Below are 22,922 nucleotides of genomic sequence, written 5' to 3'. Positions count from 1 at the left end.
TCCATGGAATTATTAGGTGGCGGTATCTTCTTGACTAATTTGCTTTCGTCGCAATCCGCTTTTATGGTCTGCTGTAATCCGTCATTCTTTCGTTTGACTGACCAACCATATCCCTTCAGGGTTTATCGGCCCTGGCTATTGGTTAGATAGCAAGAAATTTAGGCCTCTTTGGCGCCCAAGATGTTAACATAATATTAACTTCATTATTATTTTAAATAATAAAATTATAACTATTTTTTATAATTTCCAAATATATTTAATAATTTTTTGAATAATTTTTTTTAATTTAATAATAATTTTACTTATTTGAGCAATTCAAAAATGAAACCAAGATGAATTATTTTTAGATTTTTGATTTAATTTATCCAATTCTTCTAATTGTTGAAAAAGTTTTTTTTGAGTACTTGATAAATTTTGCGGTGTATAAATCTTAATAATAACATAATGATCTCCTATACTAGACGGAGAGTTAACATAGGGAACACCTTTATTTTTTAATCTAAATTTAGTATCGGTTTGCGTACCAGCAGGAACTTTTAATTTAACATCGCCATGAACGGTATCAACATTAATAATCGTACCTAAAGCTGCTTGATAAAAATTAATTAATACCGAAGAAAAAATATCATTACCTTTACGTTGGAAAATGTTATGAGGTTGAACTTCAATATCCACATACAAATCACCATTAGGAGTTCCTAAAGGCCCTTGATGTCCCTGGTTTGGAGATTTTAATGTCATACCACTTTCAACTCCGGCAGGTATATTTAAGGTTACTTTATGTTTACTTTTTACTAAACCTACTCCTTTACAAAAAACGCATTTATCTAAAATAATTTTTTTTCGACCACTGCACTCAGGACAAACTTGTTTCGAAACACTTACAAACCAACCTTGTTGAGTATAAGAAATATAACCAGCCCCTTTGCAAACATGACAAACCCTAATATCATTTTTAGTTTTAGCTCCTGTACCATTACATCTTTCGCAATTTTCTTTAATGTAAAATTCAATTGATTTTTGAGTACCTAAAACAGCTTCCATAAAACTAATAGTTAATTTTATATTATGATCTTCACCTTTAGAAGTTTGACGATTACTTTTTCTACGACCAAAAAAACTTGAAAAAATATCTTCAAATTCATCAAAATTAGCGCTTTGAAAACCTTGAAAATCGCTATTAAAACCTTGATTATTGAAACTATGACCCATTTGATCATATTGAGCTCGTTTGTTGCTATCACTTAATACTTCAAAAGCTTCTTGTATTTCTTTAAATTTAGCTTCAGCATTATCTTCTTTACAACGATCAGGATGATATTTTTTAGCAAGACTTCGATAAGCTCGTTTAATATCATCTAAATTAGCATCGCGTGATAATCCTAAAACTTCGTAATAGTCTTTTTTTTGTTTCAAAATAAAACTCCTCGATGTAATCCAATAAATAAAAATTAATAAATAAACCAAAAAAAGTTATTAAAATCTTTTTTTGGCTTTTTATTAAATTTGTTATTAATTGTGGATATTGTTATTTTTTATCTTCAAACTCAGCATCTACTACTTTATCTTCTGTCTTAGCAGTGTTTTCAGTAGTATCTTGATTTTGATTTTCTTTATTGGTTTGTTGTTGTGCTTTTTGATAAGCTTTTACAGCGAGTTGTTGAGACGCTTTTTCTAAAATACTTAATTTTTCTTTAATAGAATCATAATCATCTCCTTTTAGAGCTTGTTCTAAATCTTGAATTTTAGTTTCAATATCATTTTTTTCTTGCTCTTCAATTGAATCTTTTAAAGATTCTAAAGTTTGACGTGTTTGGGAAATAAAATTATCAGCATCATTACGTAAAACAATACGTTCTTTTTGAAGTTTGTCTGTTTCCGCATTTTTTTCAGCATCTTTTATCATTTTTTGAATTTCTTCTTCGCTTAAACCGCTACCTCCTGAAACAGTAATACTATGTTTGCGATTAGTACCTAAATCTTTAGCAGAAACAGAAACGATACCATTTACATCAATATCAAAAGTAACTTCGATTTGAGGAATACCTTTCGGAGCAGGAGGAATACCTGTTAATTGAAAACTACCTAATAATTGATTGTCTTTTGCTAACGCTCTTTCTCCTTGTAAAACATTAATATCGACAGAAGATTGATTAGCTACCGCAGTAGAAAAAATTTGAGATTTTGATGTCGGTATAGTAGTATTACGATCAATTAATTTAGTAAATATACCACCTAAAGTTTCAATTCCTAAAGATAAAGGAGTTACATCTAATAAAACAATATCTTGAACGTCACCTCTTAAAATTCCTCCCTGAATAGCCGCTCCTAAAGCAACAGCTTCATCAGGATTAACGCTTTTATTTAATTGTTTATTACCTAATTCTTTAGTAACTAATTCTTGAATAGCCGGAATTCTTGTAGAACCACCTACCAAAATAACTTGATCAATTTGTGATACTTGTAATTTAGCATCCTTTAAAACTTGTCTTAAAGGAGTGACACAACGATCTACTAAATTTTTAGTGATTTCATTAAATTTAGTTCTAGTTAGATTTTTATATTCTAAATGTAAAGGTGTTTGGTTAGCAGACATAGTGATAAAAGGAAGGGATATATCCGTAGATACAACATTACTTAATTCTTTTTTAGCTATTTCAGCAGCTTCTCTTAAACGTTGTAAAGCAGTTAAATCTTTATTTTGTTTTAAATCAATTCCGTTTTGTTCACGGAAAACTTTAATTAAAAAATCTACAAGAGCATCATCAAAATTATCACCACCTAATGAATTATCACCCGCAGTAGCTAAAACTTGGAAATTACCTTCTGCAATATTTAAAATAGAAACATCAAAAGTACCCCCACCTAAGTCAAATACTAAAATATTTTGTTCTTTTTGAGTATTCTTATCTAATCCGTAAGATAAAGCTGCTGCTGTAGGCTCATTAATAATCCTTTTAACATCTAATCCAGCAATTTTACCAGCATCTTTAGTAGCTTGTCTTTGAGCGTCATTAAAATAAGCAGGTACTGTAATAACAGCTTCTGTTACAGTCATACCTAAGTAATCTTCAGCTTGTTTTTTTAAATTTTGTAAAATAATAGCACTAATTTCTTGAGGAGTATATTTTTTACCATTATACTCTTTATAATAACCTTTTTTACCCATTTCTCTCTTGATCGAAAGAATAGTATTAGGATTGGTCACCATTTGTCGTTTAGCAGCTTTACCAACGATTATTTCATCACCTTTAAAAGCTACCACAGAAGGCGTAGTTCTATCACCTTCAGAATTAGTAATTACTTTTGGTTGCCCATTTTCCATACAAGCAACACAAGAATTTGTAGTACCTAAATCTATTCCAATAATTGGACTTAAATTTGTATTTTTTTTAGTCATTATTTTTATCACTCCATTCATTTACTCTTACCATAGCTGGTTTTATAACTAAATCTTTATATAAAAAACCTTTTTGTAAAACTGAAATATTAATACCATTAGGTTGTTTCGGATCTGATATTTTTTCTAAAGCATAATGAAAATTCGGATCAAATTTAACACCTAAAGCTTTAATTTCCTCCACGCCCTCCTTTTGTAAAATATCTTTAACTTGTTTATGAATCATTTTAAAACCTAATAAAAAAGATTTCACAGATTCATCTACATTAGGCATTTCTAAAACCTTTTCAAATTGCTCTAAAGGAACTAAAATATTTTTAATAAAATCTGTTAGAGCATATTTGATTTCTCTATTTGTTTGAGTAGTGATACGCTTTTTAAAATTATCAAAATCAGCTAAATATTTTAAATTATCATTAGTTCTTTGTTGATTTGCTTCTTGTAAATCTTTTTTAAGATTAAAATTTTCTATTTTTAAAGAATTTACTTGTTGTTGTAATGTTTGTAAATTTTTTTCTTCATTTATTATAGATTTTTTAGAAGCTTCACTATTTTCTTTACCACTACAACTACAATAGGAATCAGAAGTTTCTTTATTAGTTGCATTAATATCCGAAGATATATGATGATCAGAAGATACACCCTCAGAAGAAATTTTATTTAATTGAACATTTTCTTCTTTTTGACAAGAACAATTATTTTTATCTATATTTTTATTGTTTTTTTTATAATTATTAGGGTTTTGTTTTAAATTTTCTTCGAAATGCATAAATTTTTAAATTAAACTCCTTATTCACCAAATTTAATTTTCACTACTGCAATAATTTATTAATGATTAATTATTTACGAATTTCTTCGCATTTATCAGAAATTAAATTTTTTTTACTGTAAAAAATTTGAGAAAAATTTACAGATAAATATTCTAAAAGCGGAATTACTTCTGGATAAGTCATAGTCATCGGACCTAAAACCGCAATAAACATTTTTTGATCAGGAAATTTTTTAATTTCACAAGGAATAGATATAATAGCGAATTTATGACAAGATATCCAACGTATTCGATTATTAAATTTAAAAATGCATTTATGAGCATCAAATAACATTTCATTTAATTTATTAGTATCTAAAATATGTAAAATTTCTTTCATGGTATTGCTATCAGCCCAACTAAAATTATTAATTAAATTATCAATACCATAAATATGAGAATTGTTTGTGTTAAAACTATAAAAAATTTCTATCAATATATTAATGAATTTTTCAAATAAATCTGAATTACAAAAATTATTTTCAATATTTCTTTCTTGTAAAATTTTAATAGCTTCAAACAAAAACTTATCTAATAATATATTATTTATAAAATAAACAATATTCTGCAAATTTTTAAAATTAAAACTATTACAAGATTCTAAAAAAATACTTTGATAACGTACTTGACCATGATTAGTTATTATTAAAACAATAGCTTGTTCCGGGGTTAAAAAAAATAAATCAATTTTAGCTACTTTATGATTAGTTAAAGCATTAGGGAAGGCTAAAATGACAAGATAACGAGTCATATTTCCTAATAAAGTTAACGCTTCTCTAATAATAGTTTCTATATTAACATTTTTATTTTTAAAAATATTTTCAAATAAAGAAATTTGTTGTAAAACATCATGATTACGCGTGATTAAATGATTAAAATAAAAAACATATCCTTTTAAAGAAGGAATTCGTCCACTAGATATATGAGTTTTACATAAATAACCTTTTTTTTCTAACTGAGCCATATCATAACGTATTGTGGCACTAGAATAATTTAAATAAGATAAACTTGATAAAAATTTAGAACTAATAGGTTGTTGATGTTCAGAATGATGCTCAATAATTGCTTTTAAAATTAATCTTTCTCTATTCGAAATCAATTTTTAAAATCCTTGAAAAAAATATAATTTTTATTCATCATAATAGCTTATCTTCTATTCTTTACTAAAATACCTAACCTCTACAGGGTTTTATATTAATAATTTTTACTAAAATTTACTTTTAATATATAATCTCATATAATTATTACATAATTTTTTTACGATTATTAACTAATTACTTTTATCGTAATCATATTCTCAAAAGTATGAAAAAAAATAAATTAAAATTTTTTTAATTTTAATATATTTTGATTATTAAAATTTAACTGTAACAAAAATTTATTTTAAATAAATTAGCACTCACCAATCATGATTGCTGATACTATTTTATCTCATTAAATATCTTCTTGTCAAGCATTTACCGATTAAAATAATTTATTTCTGTATAAAAACAAAATAATTCAGCACTCAAGTATCATGACTGCTAAATTAATTCTATTACTTTTTAAAAATTATGTCAAGCATATAAACAAATATTTATTAATATTTTTGTTATATAATAAAATATGTATCTATAAAATCGCGTAAAATAATTATTTAAAATTGACTAATCAATTTGTAGTTAAATAAATAACTTAAGTATTTAAATGATAATTGAAGAAAAGGCTTAATGAAAATAATAAAAATAAATACCATGAATATTTTTCGTATAAATAAAAAAAATTATTTATTAATATCAGTTCATTCATTAATATTAATAGTTTTTGTACTTTATTATTATAATTATAAACAAACATTAATTTCCAACAATAATATATCAGTTAAATATGCAGATTCTGATGACAATATAATTAATAAAGAAAATAAAAAAAAATACCAAGTTATCAAAGATATACAAAATAACTTAAAAAAAATATTTGATCAACAAAATCCTATTGATCACAATATTTTTAAAAAAATGCAAAAATTGAAAAAATATGATTTTCATAAAGGCGAAATAGTTTATGGATTTACATTAGATATTGATTATAATATCAAACCTTTTCAAGAAGGTATTATAAGCGAAGAATATGATCAAAATCGATCAAATGATCTATCTATTTCTATTAAAGGAAAAAATAATAAAATTTTTTTTAATCAAGAAGGAGAATTTATTGGTATTTCATACCCTAAACAATCTAAAAAAATGGAGCTAAATTATATTATTCCTTCAAATAGTATTTATAATTTTTGTCAAATAGTAAATAAGCAATATAACTGCTTAAATACAGATAATTTTGATACTTATTCTGAAAGTGATACTGATTCTGAAAGTGATAATGATTTAAAATATTATTTATACAATTATTATAACGAATACGAAAGCACAACAGAAGAAGATGATGATGATCAGATTTCTAATTTTGAAAATTTAGAATTATCTAAAATTCGAAAAAAATTAAAATATTTCATACCTTTAGAAATTACTTTAGACAAAAACAAACCATATAAAAAAATAAAATTATTACTTAAATTAGACAAAAATGGAAAATTTAATGGTTTAATACAAAAACTGGATAATCGATACATAGATTTATCAATGCCTTTTTTTAGATTTTTTAATTGGAATTATGTAGATGAAAATGCTATAAAAGAACCTAAAAATCAACCATACACTGAAACTTTAATAGAAAACATATCCAAAATAACTTTTTCAATTGAATTTACAAATTTTTTAGGTTCAGGTTTTATTTATAAAATTGAAAAAATGCCAGAAACTCAAAATTATAAATACTATCTACTTACTAATAATCATGTTTTAGCGCCAGCTTTAGAAAATCATGCTAAAATTAAAATTTTTAATTCTTATTTTAATTCTTATAAAGATGCAGAAATTTTCACTTTAATTGATAATTCTGAAGGATTTGATGATATAGGTATATTAACTTTCGAAGATAACAATCCCAAAAAATTTAAAGAAATTGAAAAAATTCTAAAAATAGCTTTTCCAGAAAATTTTATAAAGCCTGAAATTCAACAAACAGTTTATAGCATGGGATCTCAAGAATCATTTACATTAAACCATTTGTTTATAAAATATTCAAACGAACATAAAACAAGATTAATAAAAAGAAATTTATTAAAAAGAGGTGATATTACTCAATTAAACGAAACTATTATTTCTTTTAATATAGAAATAGATCATGGTAATAGTGGAGGACCTGTTTTTGATGAAAAAGGACAAATTATTGGTATGAATCGCAACACTATTATTAATCCAACGACGACAGATAATTTTTCAAACGCCATTAATATTTTTCATATTCAAAAAAGACTAGAAGAAATTTTCACTCAACATCAAAAAAATCCTCAAAATATAAAAACAATAACTTCTTTAAACAGCGAAACACATAAAAATTATTTAATTCAAAAAATTAATAATTTTAAAAAAAATTTTGAAAATCTTGAAATTAAACAAAATCACGAAAAACCAAACATCATATTTTCTATAGATGAATTAACCGATTTAACTCATCATAATAACCCTATTTCATTACCATTATTAAAAAATAATAAAAATAAATCCAAAATAAAATTAAAAATTAAATTAGTTTATAATTATCACCAACAACAAATAATATTAATAGATCCGCAAAAAGAATATATTGAATTATATGCAAATATTGACAATAAAAATAAATCCAAAATTAATTTAAAAATAATTAGAAAAAATAAAAATAATCAAATTATTGATTTTTTAGAATATTTTCTTGATAATCATCATTATTTAGCTAATAAAGATAGTTCTTTTATATCTTTAACATTGATCGATTTAACAAAAACTTCTATCCAAACCACAAAACAAAAAATTATGGATTCTTTAATTGTTTGGCATCAAGATAATCAAATAAGCGGAAACGGAATCATCTTCAATAAAGAAAAAACCCAAGATAATAAATATATGTATTATGTTTTATCTACTTATGAAGAAGAATCTGAAAATATTTTAATAAACTTATATAACCTTTTTTATAAACGACTTTTTCGAGATAAAAATGAAATTATTATATATAATTCAGAACAAGAAATTTATAAAACAGAAGAAGGAACGATACATAATATTTTTCCAAATGAAAATAATCTTATTTTAATGACTTTTAAATCTACAGAAAACTATCCAGTAGTTCCATTCAAAAAAACTTCAGACCTTAAAGTAGGCGAAGATATTTATTATCTTATAAATGTAGACAATTATGATCATAATCCTCAAATGTTTAAAAGTCAAATAAGTAGTATAATAAATAAAAATAGCAATTTTGTATTTGATTCTGTTTTTAATTTGAAAGAAAAAACAAAAAATATAAATTTTATATGCTTCGATAATAAAGGTAATTTTATAGGAATTAACTTTTTTAATAATTCAAATATAAATATACCTGAACACTTTATTCAAGCTAAATTAATATCTGAAATTCATTTAAAAGAATTATTGACAAACAGTATATTTAAAGAAAATCTAAATATATTCATTTCTGTAACATTTATATTTTTAGTAATGATAATAACTTCTATCAAATTATATCCTATAATGTCAGAATATAAATATAATGAATATAATTAAAGTTAATATATTAATTTACTTAGATTAATAATAAATATAAGAGTTCAGAATTTATTTTTTGATAACTATTACACACAGTCTCCATCTAAACCAAAAAAGCAAGTTTCCCGGCATCAAACTTATCTTTTGAGAACTTACTTTATATCACCACTGGTTAGGTAGCTGATTCTAATTGTTCTTTTCTTATATTGTTTAATAGAATAGACTTCTCTGTCAATAATCTAGTTCGACCTAGAAGAAAAAATAATGATTAACAATCTCATCCAGATTTTTTGGTATTTATTTCTCATAAGTGTTCTATTTATCAATCTGGATTTTTACCTTTATAAATATTTTTGATTCTTCAGATTTTCACATACCAATTTTTTTTCTAATTCTGATGATAGACTTTTTATGTTTATTCACTAGGTTTTTGAAGCAATTTTATTTCTCTAAATAACTAACTTTACATTATCCCAAATTTTTAATTAAACCAAAGTAACAAATAATGCCTCTACTTATATTTTTAGAGATCCGAATTTGTCTTTACTGTCAATACTATCCCTCCTCCTTAGAAAGAACAAAATAGCGAATCGCATTTAATACCCGTTATTTATGATTCTTGATTTTATAAATTGATGAATATTTCTAATAATTCTATCTTTTTTGATGTGTTTATTTAGTATCTTTAATAAAAGATCGCGATTAATTGATTTTCGAATAACCTTTGATTTCGATTTTTTATAATATAATCAATGCCCTTTAACAAAATAATAGTCTTTCCATTGCTTTTTGAATTAAGCGATTTCCAATAGAAAGGGAATAATGAAAAAAAGCTGAGTTTTATTAGAACATTCAGAGATAAGAACTATGTCTAATAATCATATTTGATAAAGGCAGTTGATTGACATATTAGTAATAGTAATGTTATTTTGCTCAATTTTGAGATTTTAATAATACCGTATATATTTTTTTATTTCATTGAATAAACAATAAATTACTTTCTTCTTTCGCCCTATCAAGGTAGTTAACCTTGTTCCAGGGAAGACGATTCTCTTTGTTATTTCAAACAAAGTTTTACTCCTCCGACTACTAAGAAGTCGCTTTATCCTTGGGCCTAATGACTTTAAGCTCATTATTAGTTAATTTAACTACTTAGTTTTAGGATTCTCCAAGTTACACTAAATTTCTACCTTAATTCTTTAGGGGAAGTATCCTCTTAAAGAGGCTGATTCCAGGTTTTCTTATCTGATAAACTACTCAATACTTTATCTTTATATTAGTAGCTTCTAGACTGCCCGCTTAAGCAACTTACAAGGCAGGTTAGGATATTACATCAATTTTCCTTCTTAGGCCATTTCAGGCTTCTCCATGGAATTATTCGGTGGCGGAATCCTCTTGACTAAATACTTCATCTAAACCCGTTTTTAAGAAATGCTGTAATTCTGGAGAGTTTCCTTTTTAAGAACCATTTTTAGCCTTATAGTGTTTATCGCACCGGTGATTTGTACAATCGCACGATATTTAGACATACCTATACAGAATTAATAATATTAGTTACTTCATGATTAATTTGTGAAGTGTTTTTCTCTTTATAATCTGAATAAGAAATAGAAGGATGTATTAATATTTTCACTTTTTTAATTCTAAACCAACATTTACCACGTATCTTATAAATACCTTTGCAGGTTATAGGCAAAATATCAGCTTTATTTTGGATAGAGATTTTATAAGCACCATCCAAAGATTGAGCGATGCTATCAGAACTAGAATTAACAATCCCTCCTTCTGGAAAAACCAAAACAGCTAATTTGTTCTGAATTATTTCTTTAGATTTTTCAAGAGCTTTTAAATTATCTCTATTATTGCTTCTATTGATTTTAATACAATGAGTAGCATTAAAACAAAACTTTAAAAACCAACCATACCAAAAATTATTATAAAGTTCATCTTTAGGTGTAAAAGTAATAGGACGAGGGAATATAGAAGCTATTATAAAAGGATCAAAATTACTTTTATGATTAGCATAAATAACTAAACGATTATTGAAAGGAATTAAATGGTAATTATAAACTGAAATTCTAATAAAAAAGAAACGAACAATTAATTTAGAAAAACTTTGAACTATTTTTAAATGATAAATATTATTTATAGATTTATTTTTAACAAATCCTAAACTTATAAATAATAATAAAAAATTTATTAACCAAGATATTAAAATAGCAAAAACCAAACCAATAAAAAAACCAATTATTTTTATGGGAAAAATTATAATAAAACAATACCAGCTAATTAAAAAAATTATTATAAAAATAAAACTAAACATATTTTTCTCACATTTCTTTAAAAATAAATTTATAAATTAAAAAAAATAAAAATTATACAAATATTAATAACAAATATCCATAAAAAATTTTAATTAAAATAAATTTTTATCACTTTATACAAAAAAATATAAATTTTATTTTATTAATTGTTCAAATAATTAAATCATTAATTTATTTTTATTATTTTTAGTAAAAACTAAAATATAATAAATTTAAAAATTGTTCCAAAAATAAATAATCAAAAACTTATAATAATTTTGATTATTTTTAAATTTTATTTATTTTTTTTAGTTTTTTTTATTAAAATAATTATTATAAATTTAAATATAAATTATAAATTAAACAAAGAAAGAGGATTTCATTATGTTAGAGAGTTATAATTTAAAAAAATTATTAAAATCTTTATTTATTTTTATTGGTCGTAAGATAAAATTTTTAACTATGTTTTATCTCACCACATTAATCTCATTATTTTTATTTTTATGGATTCATAGTATCGTTATAGATATAAATTTATACTTTTCTAAACTAATTCCATTTCTTTCAATAATTAAAAATGCTGTAAACTTAAAAAGTAAATTGAGAAGTTTTTTTAATTTCTTATATCTGTTTTAAATAATTATTCCATATTTATAATTATAGATATACATTTGTATTTTTCTAAATTTATTTTATTTTTTAACAATTAAAATGATTTAAGTTTAAAAAGCAAATTACAACAATTTTTTTAATAAACCTTTATTTTTATTATATTTATAACATTCATTATTTAAATACATAAGTAATTTAATTTGAATTATATTTTTAGAACTATTAAAATATAAAAAAAATAAAATATTTTTTGTTATAAAGTCACTATAATGCAATATTTATTATTTTCAGAGATATTAAAATATTTATTCAATATTAAAATTTAAAATCGATTTTTACATATAAAAAATTTATTTTTTATTAACGACTAAAATAATAATATTTTTTATAAAATTAAGAACAATTAGTTCCAAAAATTCATGTTAGCTTTCTTACATATTAAGAATAAAACTAATATTATTTATTTGTAAAAATTGATAAAGATCAATATAATAAAATTTTATCAATTACGAAATTAAAAAAACTCACAATCTTAATTTTCGCCATAATTAAAAAATATTAAAAATAAAAAATCCCTATATTATACTAAAGATTATCGCTTTTAGTAAAGAATGTAAATTTTTTTCAACTTATTAATAATATTTATAATTTAATAATTAACTGAAATAAAATAACAAAAATGTATAACAAAATAATTACAACAAAAATAGATATTAAAAAAAACGATAAAAAAGCCAAAAAATCCTCCTATTATTTTTCCAATAGTTCCAGAAAAAATATTAATAAAAAAACGCCAAACTAAAAAAAATTATTACAAACATCAAACTAAATATCATTAATTTAACCTCTTTTATAAAAAACTAATAAATATTAGTTAATATCTTGAAATTAAATATATCTACTAAAATAATAAAATAATTATATAAAATCTTTAATCTTAAAACAAATAAGTAAAATAGTTTTTATCAAAATTTTAAAATCATAATCATAACTAATTATTTAAAAATTATTAAAAAGAAATATTTATTTTTTATAATAAGTAGCAAAAATTAATTCTTCTATAATTCGATATTCTTTTAAAATATATTTGTATAAATTTAAATACGGAAAATAAATATTTCCTGAAAAACGCCGCAAAATATAAGTCAAATATAATATATTTACATAAGGCAAAGCTAACTGATAAATTTGCCTACCTCCGATAACAAAAATTGATTTTGATGTTTTATGAAAATTGTGTAAAAAAATTGTAACATCATTCACCTGACGGATAGAAATATCATCGCGATAATATTGTACAGAAATATCAGAAGCAGTAGTAGCCAAATAAATCGATTTAAAAGGAAATTTTTTATTTTTATAATAAGAACATAAAGATCGATATGTTCTTAAACCTACTAATATAGTTTGATTAGCAACTTTTTCTTTAAAAAAAGCTAAATCCTGAGGATAATGCCAAGGTAATCTTTCGCCATTGCCGATCAAAAAGTTACCATCTACAGCTGCTATTAAACTAATCATACTGCTATTTCTCCTTTTAAAGCTCCGTGTGCATCATAATTATGCAAACAAATATCTTTAATAGTAAAATCTTCAATAGAATGAATATTTTTATTTAAAGTAATATAAGATAATGGTTTAGGAGAACGTTTTAATTGAATTTTAATTTGAGGAATATGATTCAGATAAATATGAGCATCTCCTAAATTATAAATTAATTCATAAGCTTGCAAATTAGTGATATGAGCGATCAAACACAGTAATAAACCATAACTACTAATATTAAAAGGAATACCTAAAAATACATCAGCACTTCTTTGAAAAACTTGTAAAGATAACTTATTTCCTGTGACATAAAACTGCATTAATATATGGCAAGGAGGTAAAATCATTTTAGATATTTCAGGAGGATTCCAAGCAGAAATAATTAAACGACGAGAATTTGGATTAAATTTAATATCATGAATCAATTGTTTTAATTGATCAATTCCCGAAAAATCGCGCCATTGTTTTCCATAAATCGGACCAAGATTTCCATGTTTTTTAGCAAAATATTCATCTTGTTTTATTTTATTAATAAATTCTGATAAAGTTTCATTTTTAAAAAACGAAGAATTCCGATATTGTTCATAAGGCCATTCGTTCCAAATATTTACTTTGTTTTGTACCAAATAACGTATATTAGTATCACCTTTAATAAACCATAATAATTCATGTACTACTAGATTAAAATTAATTTTTTTTGTCGTTAACAAAGGAAATCCTTGAGTCAAATTAAAACGCATATGGTAACCAAAAATACTTTTAGTTAAAATTTTAGTACGATTATCACGTATATTACCATATTTTAAAATATTACGACATAAATTTAAATATTTTTCCATATCAAGAACAAATTAAACCCTTTACTAAAAAATAATATTTTTTTATAACTTAAATATTTTATAATTTTATGTTAAAAAATTTTTATTTATAAAATAATAAAATATTTATTTATAAAATATATAAAATTAATGGCGGAGGAAGAGGGATTCGAACCCTCGCATCTAATAAGATCTACGCGCTTTCCAAGCGAGCCCCTTTAACCAAACTTGGGTATTCCTCCTCCTAAAAAATCACCTTTATTAATTGCAAAATTTTTTGACAAAATAATAAAGGGATTAAGATTATTATTTACTTTAATTAACTTAATTATTTTGATCCGAAATAAAAGACATAACATCTCGAGCAATAGTTAATTCTTCATTAGTAGGAATAATCAAAATAGGAATTGTAGATTTTTTGCTAGCAATATTTCTCAATTTAGGACCATTTTCATTCAATGTTGGTTCTAAAAAAATATTTAAAACTGCTAATTTTGAAATAATTTCAGATCTAAAAAAAATAGAATTTTCCCCAACACCCGCTGTAAATACTAAAGCATCAATGCCTTCTAATGATACGTAATAACTAGCAATATAATCAACAATTTTCTTAATTTGAATATCTAAAGCTAATTTAGCCTGTTCATTGCCCTCCAACATCGCTTTTTCTAAATCTCTACAATCATTAGAAATTCCTGAGATACCTAATAAACCAGATTTATTATTTAAATCATCAATCACTTCTTGAGATGTTTTATTTTCATAACGAGAAATTAAAGCGACAATAGCAGGATCTACGTCACCACTACGCGTGCCCATCGGAACCCCAGCTAATGGTGTTACTCCCATAGAAGTATCTACTGATTCTCCTTTGCCATTGACAGCAGTAATAGAAACTCCATTACCAGCATGACAAATAATTAATTTTAAATTAGATTTTGCTAAAAAACGTTTCGCCTCTTGAACAATAAAACGACAAGAAGTACCATGAGCACCATATTTACGAATTTTATATTTTTTATACCATTCATAAGGAACTGCATATAAAAAATTAGAAGTTTTAATAGTTTGATGAAAACTAGTATCAAAAACACCTACATGAAGAGCTTTAGGTAAAATTTGTTTAAACAAACGAGCACCTAAAATATTAACAGGATTATGTAAAGGAGCTAAATTATTTAAACTTTCTAATTTATCAAGATTTTCATCTGTTAAAATAATAGAATTCGGAAATAATTCGCCACCTTGAACAATACGATAACCAATACCTTTTATTTCAGTAATTTCTTTGATTATTGATAATTCAATTAATTTTTTTAATAATAATTCAATAGCTAATCGATGATCAGTAATAGCTATATTTTGTTTATAAATTTGATCTAAAGTTTTAATAGTAAACATAGAGTTAACATTACCGATTCGTTCGAATAAACCACTACATAACATTTTTTCTGTAGTCATATTAATTAATTGAAATTTTAAAGATGAACTACCAGAATTCACAGACATAATTTTCATAAAAACCCCCCTTTTTTTATTGAAATTAATATAAACAAAAAGCTCTTTATAAATATATACAAAAAAATCCATAAATACATAATATATATAAAAAATCAAAAGTATTATTAATCCATTAATTCATATTTTTTTAATCGAATAAATAAAGTTTATCATATTTTGATATGGATAGATTATTTGCGTTTCAATAACAATTATTTGTCATTAGGTTACAATTATCTATTACAAATAGCCCCCATCTAAACCGGACAAGCAAGTTTCCCAGCATCCGGCTTGCCATAATTTACCCTCTTGCAAGGACTAACTTAATGTCACCACTGGTTAGTAATTTATTCTTAGCATTCTTTTTTCTTAAATTCTCTGATGTTATGAATTTATCTGGAAGTCAATATAATGCGGCTTAAAAAAGATGATAGTTGATAATCACATCTGGGGTTTCCTTTGGTATTCCTTATCATTTTTAGTCACTCTCCAATTATAAACATCCCAGTTTTCGGTATTGATTTTTCCTTTATGAGTGGTCTTTCATGAGTTTCCCAAATTCAAGGTTTTGTTCGGATTCTAACGATTAACATATAATTTTGCTTCGCTTAAGAGATTTTTAAAACAACTTTATTATTTTAGATAACTAAAATAAATTAATTGTTACCGATGTTTCTAACTAAACAAAAATAGTTAATAATTCCTTTACAAATAGTTTTTATAGATCCAAATTATTTATAACTCTTCTCTATCGGTCATTATTGGATAATATTAAATTTTGTTGCATTTCGAGCCATCCATATTCTTTCCCATATTCTTTTTATATTTAATTCCATCTTTAATGATTACCTGTTTTTAGTTATTAATGGATGATTTAACCATTTTTGAGGTGTTTCTTTAGCATCATCTTTAACAGTATATCATGATTAATAATTTTCAAGTAACCTTTAATATCGATTTTGATGATATAAAATCGAATCAATAACCTTTCCATTGCTTTTTTTGATCAAACAGTTTTTGATGAAGGTAATACCAAATAATAAAATTTTGGCATTACCCTCAGGAATAAGAATTATTTAACTGATTGGGATTGGTAGTTGTTATTGACGGATTCATAGCAATATTGCTCAATTTTTGATTTTTCCAATACCGCATATAGATCAATAAATACCTTTTTCCAATGCTCTTATGAGCCAAATATGATCACAAAATTGATAATCATTGATAAGGTTTTTCATCCCGCATTTAAATTATTGTTGAATACTAAACGATTTTAAATAATTCAAGATTGACAAAAAACTTAGCTGACTATTTCGTTAAATAAACAATAAGAATAAACAATAAATTACTGACTTCTTTCGCCCTATCAAGGTCGTTAACCTTGTTCCAGGGAGGACGATTCTCTTTATCATTCCAGATCAAGTTTTACTCCTCCGACTACTAAGAAGTCGCTTTATCCTTGGGCCTAATGACTTTAAACTCATTATTAGTTAATTTAATAACTGACCTTTAGGATTCTCCAAGTTACGCTAAATATCTACCTTGATTCCTTAGGTGAAGTAACCATTTTGTTAATGGTGAGATTCCAGGTTTGTTAATTGATAAACTATCCAATACGAATATCATATATTGATAGCCTCTGGATTGCTCGCTTATAGTAGTTTGCGAAACAGGTTTTACTATTACATCTACTTATCTTCTTAGGCCATTACAGGCTTATCCTTAGAACCATTTGGTGGCGGTATCTTCTTGACTAACTACTTCGTCGCAACCCGCTTTTAAGAACTGCTGTAATTCTTGAGAGTTTCCATTCAAGAACCGTTCTTAGCCTTACAGTGTTTATCGCACTGGTGATTGGTTAGTTCACTTGATATTTAGGCCTCTTTGGCGCCCATCGATAAATGATAATAATTCTATTAAGTTATGTGTTTTTTTTAAAGCACATTCTTTAGCAGCTTGAGAACATATAAAACATAATCGAGGATTTGGCGGATAAAATAAATTTCGGGAGATGTTTTCGTGTTTTAAATTAATAACATCTAAATCCAATAAACGAAAACAAATATTAGTTTTTTCTAAAATTAAAAAATTTTTTTTAATTTCTATTAATTTGGGTATTTCTGCAGTAATCAAAACTATATTAACATAAAAACCAGCTTTATCAAATAATATTCTAAAATCATTACAACCTAAACATATTTGTTCTTTTTGTAAAAAAGGTATTATAATACTTTTCATAAATAAATTAAAAAATTCAAAATATAAAGGTTTAAGTTTAATTATTCCCGGAATATTTAAATTAATAGTTAACAGACCTTTTTGATAATAATTTAACATTTTCAGTTGTAATATATATCTTTCTTCTTTGGCTTTTAAATATTGATTTATCATTTTATAAAACATACCAATTATACAAACCTAAATATAACAATCAAAATTAAAATAAATAATATTATTTTTATTTTACTTTATAAACGGTATCAATTAAAGTACCATCACGATACTCAATCAAAGCAATAACACGATTAGTATCATAATTAATTGGTAACGGTTTACCTACAATACTATAAGCCAAATCACGTAATTCACGAATATCTTTAACAACTATTCCAGATGATTTTAACCACATAAGCAAATCAGTTCTTATCGGATTTACAGCAATACCTAAATCAGTTACCAACACATCAATAGTATTTCCTGGAGTAACTATTGTTTGCACACGATCTACTATAGAGGAAATACGTCCTCGAATTAAAGGGGCAGCAACAATAGAAATTTTACTACCGTATGCTACATCACTATGACCCCCAGAAGCTCCACGTAAATATCCATCATTTCCTGTGATAACATTACAATTAAAATTAACATCTATTTCTAAAACACTTAAAATACCGAAATCTAATTTATTAACAGCACAACCTTTAATAAAAGGATTAGCATAAAAAGAAGCTGACATTTCTAAATGATTCGGATTGTTTTTTAAAGAATTAACCGCTTCTAAATCAAAAGATTGAACATCTAATAATGTATTAACTAATCCTTCTTTTAATAAATCTACTTCTAATTTAATAATTCCTCCTAAAAAAAAAGAAGATTTTATTTTCTTACGCCTCATTTCATCAGATAAAATTACTAAAGATGCTTGAGAAGCCCCTCCAGTACCCGTTTGAAAAGAAAAACCATTTTTAAAATAAGGTGTGTTTTTAATAACTTTAACAATATTTTCGGCAATAATAATTTCTTTAGGATTAAATTTAGAATGAATTTCTCCTGAAGAAATTTTTTTATTATCACCAATCACTTCCAATTTCACAACATAATCAACATAAATTTGCGGAATAGAAATAGGATTATTTGGATAAGAAACTAAAGTATCTGTGATAATAATAGTTTTATCAGCATATTGCGCATCTACAATAGCATAACCCAAAGATCCTACACAAGAATCACCTATAACACCATTAGCATTACCCATCTCATCGCTACTTGAAGCGGCCAAAAAAGCAACATTAATATAAGATTGTCCTGTAGTAATAGACCGCGCTCTACCACCATGAGATCTAATAATAACAGGTTTTGTTAAAAGACCTTCAGAAATAGCATTACCTAATTCTCCCCTTATAGCTGAACCTTCTAAAGAAGTTACAATACCGTCTTTAATATATGTAATAAAACAATCATGAGACTTCGTAAAAGAAGAAGCTAAAACAGTTAAATTTTTAATATTTAATTTTTTGATAGCTTCCATAACTTGTTGAAAAGTTTTATCGCCATGCCTAAAAGCATGATGAAACGAAATAGTCATGCCATCTTTCAAACCACTTTTAACAATAGCTTCTTCTAAAGAATTTAAAACTTTATTATTTGAACAATTATATTGATTATTTTTAATTTTAGTCGTTGTGCCAATACTATTATCATCGATTTTACAATCATAAATTGCATTATTATTATGATTATCTATTTTTTTTGAATTTTTCTTAAATTGTTCTATCATTGAATTATTCCTTTTTTATTAATTAACAATTTGAAAATAACTTAATTTTATTAAATTTTTTTAATCGAAAAAGCTATCTAAATAAGTTTTTATTATTCAATAACATTATATTATTATATTTCTTAATTTCTTTTAGTATAGCTTTAATAATATTTATTTATATCAGAAAAACACAAAAAAATTATCAAATATTGAAATAATAACATATTTCGCCAAACGTTATTAAATCATTAAAATAAATTTACTATATCGTCTGAAATACATTATATTTTAAATTTATCGTTGATATAAAAAATACAAAATAAATTTGTTATTAATCTTCTATGATAGGATTTGGAATATTAGCTTTCTGTAAAACGTTTTCTGCATATTTTATAACTGGTTTATCAATCATTTTGCCATCAATCGCGAATACACCTTGATTTTGTAAACGATATTTTTTATATAAAGTTAAAATTTTTAAAGCTTCTTGAATTTCTTTATCACTAGGTTGAAAAACTCGATTAAGAATAGGTAATTGATCAGGATGTATAGCAGATTTGCCATTAAAACCCATTTCTTTTACTAAAATAGCTTCTTTTTCTAAACCTTTTAAATCTGAAACATTATCATAAATACAATCAATAGCATCAATATCAACAGATCTAGCTGCATGCAATATCATTTGGCGAGCAAAAAACAATTCATGACGATTAATAGTTTTAGTAGATTGCAAATTTAACATGTAATCTACACCACCCAAAGCAATCCCTACTACTCGCGAAGAAGATGACGCTATTTCGAGCGCATTTAAAACTCCTTTAGCGCTTTCTATAGCGCAAAAAATAACAATTTTAGAAGGTTTGTTATATTTAGCCTCAATATTTTCAATATCTTTAATAACTCTTAAAATTTCTAATTTTGATTCAACCTTCGGTAAACGAATAGCATCTAATTTTTCATTAGTTACCATAGCTTCCAAATCTTTCTGATAAAAAGGAGTGTCGAAAGCATTAATTCTTACCATAGTTTCAATATTAAACCTATGATAATCCAAAAAACTGATCATATTTCGAGTTAATTCGCGTGCAGCATCCTTTTCTTCAACAGCAATAGCATCTTCTAAATCAAATATCACAGTATCCACTTGATAAGAAATAACATCTTTAAATAAAGCAGGATTGTTACCAGGTAAAAATAACATGGTTTTTCTATTTTTTTTCATTTTTAGTCTCAATATTCTTTTTTATATTTAAAAATTAAAAAATTTTAATAATAATATAGATAAATCAAGTTCTAGACCGCTCTAAAGCTATTAAAATACGTGATTTTAAAACAATTTCTAAAGCACCTTGATCTTGAATTAAAACTTTACAACTAGTGACATTATTTTTTTTTAAAATTCCAAGAACTAAAGAACGCATTTGTTCTCCAAATTGTTTTTCAAAAGGCGATTGGATGATAATTTGTATAATATCAGATAAATTAGGTTCTATAGTTATTAAACAATCACTCGAATTGAGAGAACCGCAAAAAGCTCTTTTTATAATTGGATTTGATTTATTATTATTTATCATTTTGTAATAATCCTCTTTTTTCGATAACTTTTTGCACTATATTAACATATTTAATAGCTAAATTAGCTATTTTAGATTCATCTACTATATCCACATCACGATCGCTACCTAATTCACCTGTAATACCAACTGCTAATGCTCCTGCTTCGAAATAATCTAAAATATTTGATAAATTAATACCTCCTGTTGCTAAAATAGGCCAATTCGGAAAAGGATCTCTGATTAAAGATAAAGCTTTAGCTGTAAATGCAATACTTGGATACAATTTCAATAAAGAAGCACCTTTTTGAATAGCTAAATACATTTCATTAACAGTCATAACTCCGGGAACATATAAAATATCATTTTCGATAGACCAATTTAAAATTTCTTCATTATAAACCGGAGAAACCAAATATTGCGCTCCCGATTCTAAAGCTGTTTTAGCTTCGTGTAATGTTAATACGGTACCAGCTCCAATCATTGCTTTTGGATATTGCAAACTAATTTCTTTAATTAAAGAAAAAGCCTGAGGAATAGTTAAAGTAATCTCGGCAAAACGAAAACCATTTTCTAATGTATTTTTTAAAATTTTATAAGCGTTATTTTTAGTTTTCGTACGGACAATCACGCTTAAAGGATTTTGCTTTAAATAATAAATTTTTTTTTGAATATTTTGCACTTAACACACTCCATTTTTATTAATTTTAGTTAATAAATATATTTTGAAAATAAAAAGTCAATATTAATAAATATTATTCAACCGATTTACACAAAATAAAAAATAAGTTACAACAGATAAATCAGCACAACCTCCTGGAGAAATTTTATTGTTTACATAGTAATTATTTTTAGACAAAATAGCTTTTTGAAAAGTTATAAAACCCATATTTTCTAAAATATTTAACCATGATAAAGCTTTTTTTTGTATTTTTTTAAAAAATGAAAAACCAATTTTATTAATTAAAGTTGTATCTTCGATAATACCCATATAAAAAATTAATAAACATAAATAAAATTCTTGAGATTTTAAATAGGGATTTCTTTTATAAATACGTAAAATAAACGGTAAACCTTGAAAAAAAATTTTATAATAACCCGCTAAAGCTTCTCCACGTGCCCCCATGATTCCAAATTTTTTAAAAATTTTTTCACCAGAAGTTTTATTATTAAAATATAAAAAATCTTTACGTAATTCTTTAGTTAATTGGCAGGTTTGAAAATGCCAATTAGAAAAAGGAATATTATGAAATAAACAATATGAAACCACATAATAAATAATTCCAAAAGAAAAAATTAAACCTTTATGGGTATTTACATTATTGGTAACTTTGAACATGCGTTTTTCTTGTTCTATACCTAATATTCTTAATTTATTAAAATTTAATGATTTATGTAATAAAACTAAATTATAAATATGACGAAAATAAACACTAAAAGTTTCTTTAGACTTCATAAAAAGATTAAAATTCATATCTTGATGAGATCCGCAGCTATTTATAGAAACTAAACCTAAATACGGATAGATTAATTGCGTTTTATACAACGATTTGTATTTGTTGTTTTATTTACAATCAGCCCCCGTCCAAACCGGACAAGCAAGTTTCCCAGCATCCGGCTTTCCATAATTCACTCTCTTTCGAGAACTAATTTCCCCTCGCGGTTGATTAGTTATTTATTCTTATTGTTCTTATTCTTTCTGATATCCTGTATTTGTTGATTTGTTACCTTACGATGACAATCTTTACACAATACCTTTGTTCTTTTATTCATGATACTTTG

15 protein-coding genes and 1 tRNA gene are annotated in these 22,922 nt (G+C 24.7%); 1 reads left to right on the top strand and 15 read right to left on the bottom strand.

Annotation, left to right across the window (positions count from 1 at the left end; all coding sequences use genetic code 11):
* Positions 1-315: 315 nt before the first annotated feature.
* The 4 genes from dnaJ to hrcA form a co-directional block, all read right to left on the bottom strand.
* Positions 316-1,416 (bottom strand): molecular chaperone DnaJ, encoded by a 1,101-nt coding sequence (dnaJ, locus tag OC705_RS01205; protein WP_304512326.1) that lies wholly within the window; start codon positions 1,414-1,416, stop codon positions 316-318.
* A 112-nt stretch (positions 1,417-1,528) separates the two neighbouring features.
* Positions 1,529-3,421 carry a molecular chaperone DnaK gene (dnaK, locus tag OC705_RS01200; RefSeq protein WP_304512325.1) on the bottom strand — a complete coding sequence of 631 codons (1,893 nt, stop codon included), beginning with the start codon at positions 3,419-3,421 and terminating at the stop codon, positions 1,529-1,531.
* Entirely contained in the window at positions 3,393-4,169 is a 777-nt protein-coding gene (locus OC705_RS01195; RefSeq protein WP_304512324.1) for a nucleotide exchange factor GrpE, read from the bottom strand. Before OC705_RS01195 ends, dnaK begins: the two co-directional genes overlap by 29 nt.
* Before the next feature lie 70 nt (positions 4,170-4,239).
* A complete protein-coding gene (gene hrcA / locus OC705_RS01190; RefSeq protein ID WP_304512323.1) occupies positions 4,240-5,307 on the bottom strand; it encodes a heat-inducible transcriptional repressor HrcA in 1,068 nt (355 codons plus the stop codon).
* Between the two features lie 610 nt (positions 5,308-5,917).
* Between hrcA and OC705_RS01185 the strand changes: the two genes are divergently transcribed.
* Entirely contained in the window at positions 5,918-8,848 is a 2,931-nt protein-coding gene (locus tag OC705_RS01185; protein ID WP_304514027.1) for a S1 family peptidase, read from the top strand.
* Positions 8,849-10,361: 1,513 nt separating this feature from the next.
* Here the strand turns inward: OC705_RS01185 and OC705_RS01180 are convergent.
* The 11 genes from OC705_RS01180 to OC705_RS01130 all read right to left on the bottom strand — a co-directional run bounded on the left by OC705_RS01180 (position 10,362) and on the right by OC705_RS01130 (position 22,686).
* Positions 10,362-11,153 (bottom strand): lysophospholipid acyltransferase family protein, encoded by a 792-nt coding sequence (locus OC705_RS01180; protein WP_304512321.1) that lies wholly within the window; start codon positions 11,151-11,153, stop codon positions 10,362-10,364.
* Between the two features lie 1,615 nt (positions 11,154-12,768).
* The gene (locus tag OC705_RS01175) at positions 12,769-13,266 is read right to left on the bottom strand and encodes a dihydrofolate reductase (RefSeq protein WP_304512320.1); all 498 of its coding nucleotides are present in this window, start codon (positions 13,264-13,266) and stop codon (positions 12,769-12,771) included.
* Entirely contained in the window at positions 13,263-14,129 is an 867-nt protein-coding gene (locus tag OC705_RS01170) for a thymidylate synthase (protein WP_304512319.1), read from the bottom strand. Before OC705_RS01170 ends, OC705_RS01175 begins: the two co-directional genes overlap by 4 nt.
* Before the next feature lie 130 nt (positions 14,130-14,259).
* Positions 14,260-14,350, bottom strand: a tRNA-Ser gene (locus OC705_RS01165).
* Between the two features lie 82 nt (positions 14,351-14,432).
* Positions 14,433-15,626 carry an acetate kinase gene (locus OC705_RS01160; protein WP_304512318.1) on the bottom strand — a complete coding sequence of 398 codons (1,194 nt, stop codon included), beginning with the start codon at positions 15,624-15,626 and terminating at the stop codon, positions 14,433-14,435.
* Between the two features lie 1,845 nt (positions 15,627-17,471).
* Positions 17,472-18,011 carry a citrate lyase holo-[acyl-carrier protein] synthase gene (locus tag OC705_RS01155; protein ID WP_304512317.1) on the bottom strand — a complete coding sequence of 180 codons (540 nt, stop codon included), beginning with the start codon at positions 18,009-18,011 and terminating at the stop codon, positions 17,472-17,474.
* Between the two features lie 55 nt (positions 18,012-18,066).
* Positions 18,067-19,605, bottom strand: coding sequence for a citrate lyase subunit alpha (gene citF / locus OC705_RS01150; protein WP_304512316.1), 1,539 nt, complete (start codon positions 19,603-19,605; stop codon positions 18,067-18,069).
* A 313-nt stretch (positions 19,606-19,918) separates the two neighbouring features.
* Positions 19,919-20,809: an HpcH/HpaI aldolase/citrate lyase family protein gene (locus OC705_RS01145; protein ID WP_304512315.1), complete on the bottom strand. Its 891-nt coding sequence runs from the start codon at positions 20,807-20,809 to the stop codon at positions 19,919-19,921.
* A gap of 64 nt (positions 20,810-20,873) precedes the next feature.
* Complete coding sequence (gene citD, locus OC705_RS01140) at positions 20,874-21,161, bottom strand: citrate lyase acyl carrier protein (protein WP_304512314.1); 288 nt, start codon at positions 21,159-21,161, stop codon at positions 20,874-20,876.
* A complete protein-coding gene (locus OC705_RS01135; protein WP_304512313.1) occupies positions 21,151-21,822 on the bottom strand; it encodes a bifunctional 4-hydroxy-2-oxoglutarate aldolase/2-dehydro-3-deoxy-phosphogluconate aldolase in 672 nt (223 codons plus the stop codon). The genes citD and OC705_RS01135 overlap by 11 nt, the downstream gene beginning before the upstream one ends.
* Before the next feature lie 63 nt (positions 21,823-21,885).
* Positions 21,886-22,686, bottom strand: a complete 801-nt coding sequence (locus tag OC705_RS01130) for a triphosphoribosyl-dephospho-CoA synthase (RefSeq protein WP_304514026.1) — start codon at positions 22,684-22,686, stop codon at positions 21,886-21,888.
* Positions 22,687-22,922 lie beyond the last annotated feature (236 nt).

Source organism: Candidatus Phytoplasma fabacearum, assembly GCF_030586805.1.
In the GTDB taxonomy this organism is placed as follows: Bacteria; Bacillota_I; Bacilli_A; order Acholeplasmatales; family Acholeplasmataceae; genus Phytoplasma; species Phytoplasma fabacearum.
Note: the sequence above shows the minus strand (reverse complement) of the source record. Positions and strands in the feature narration are given on the sequence as shown.

Coding starts and splice junctions, on each gene's coding strand:
- OC705_RS01170 (WP_304512319.1), bottom strand. CDS start 14,129: ATGGAAAAATATTTAAATTTATGTCGTAATATTTTAAAATATGGTAAT.
- OC705_RS01160 (WP_304512318.1), bottom strand. CDS start 15,626: ATGAAAATTATGTCTGTGAATTCTGGTAGTTCATCTTTAAAATTTCAA.
- OC705_RS01155 (WP_304512317.1), bottom strand. CDS start 18,011: ATGTTTTATAAAATGATAAATCAATATTTAAAAGCCAAAGAAGAAAGA.
- citD (WP_304512314.1), bottom strand. CDS start 21,161: ATGATAAATAATAATAAATCAAATCCAATTATAAAAAGAGCTTTTTGC.
- OC705_RS01195 (WP_304512324.1), bottom strand. CDS start 4,169: ATGCATTTCGAAGAAAATTTAAAACAAAACCCTAATAATTATAAAAAA.
- OC705_RS01180 (WP_304512321.1), bottom strand. CDS start 11,153: ATGTTTAGTTTTATTTTTATAATAATTTTTTTAATTAGCTGGTATTGT.
- OC705_RS01185 (WP_304514027.1), top strand. CDS start 5,918: ATGAAAATAATAAAAATAAATACCATGAATATTTTTCGTATAAATAAA.
- dnaK (WP_304512325.1), bottom strand. CDS start 3,421: ATGAATGGAGTGATAAAAATAATGACTAAAAAAAATACAAATTTAAGT.
- OC705_RS01145 (WP_304512315.1), bottom strand. CDS start 20,809: ATGAAAAAAAATAGAAAAACCATGTTATTTTTACCTGGTAACAATCCT.
- OC705_RS01175 (WP_304512320.1), bottom strand. CDS start 13,266: ATGATTAGTTTAATAGCAGCTGTAGATGGTAACTTTTTGATCGGCAAT.
- citF (WP_304512316.1), bottom strand. CDS start 19,605: ATGATAGAACAATTTAAGAAAAATTCAAAAAAAATAGATAATCATAAT.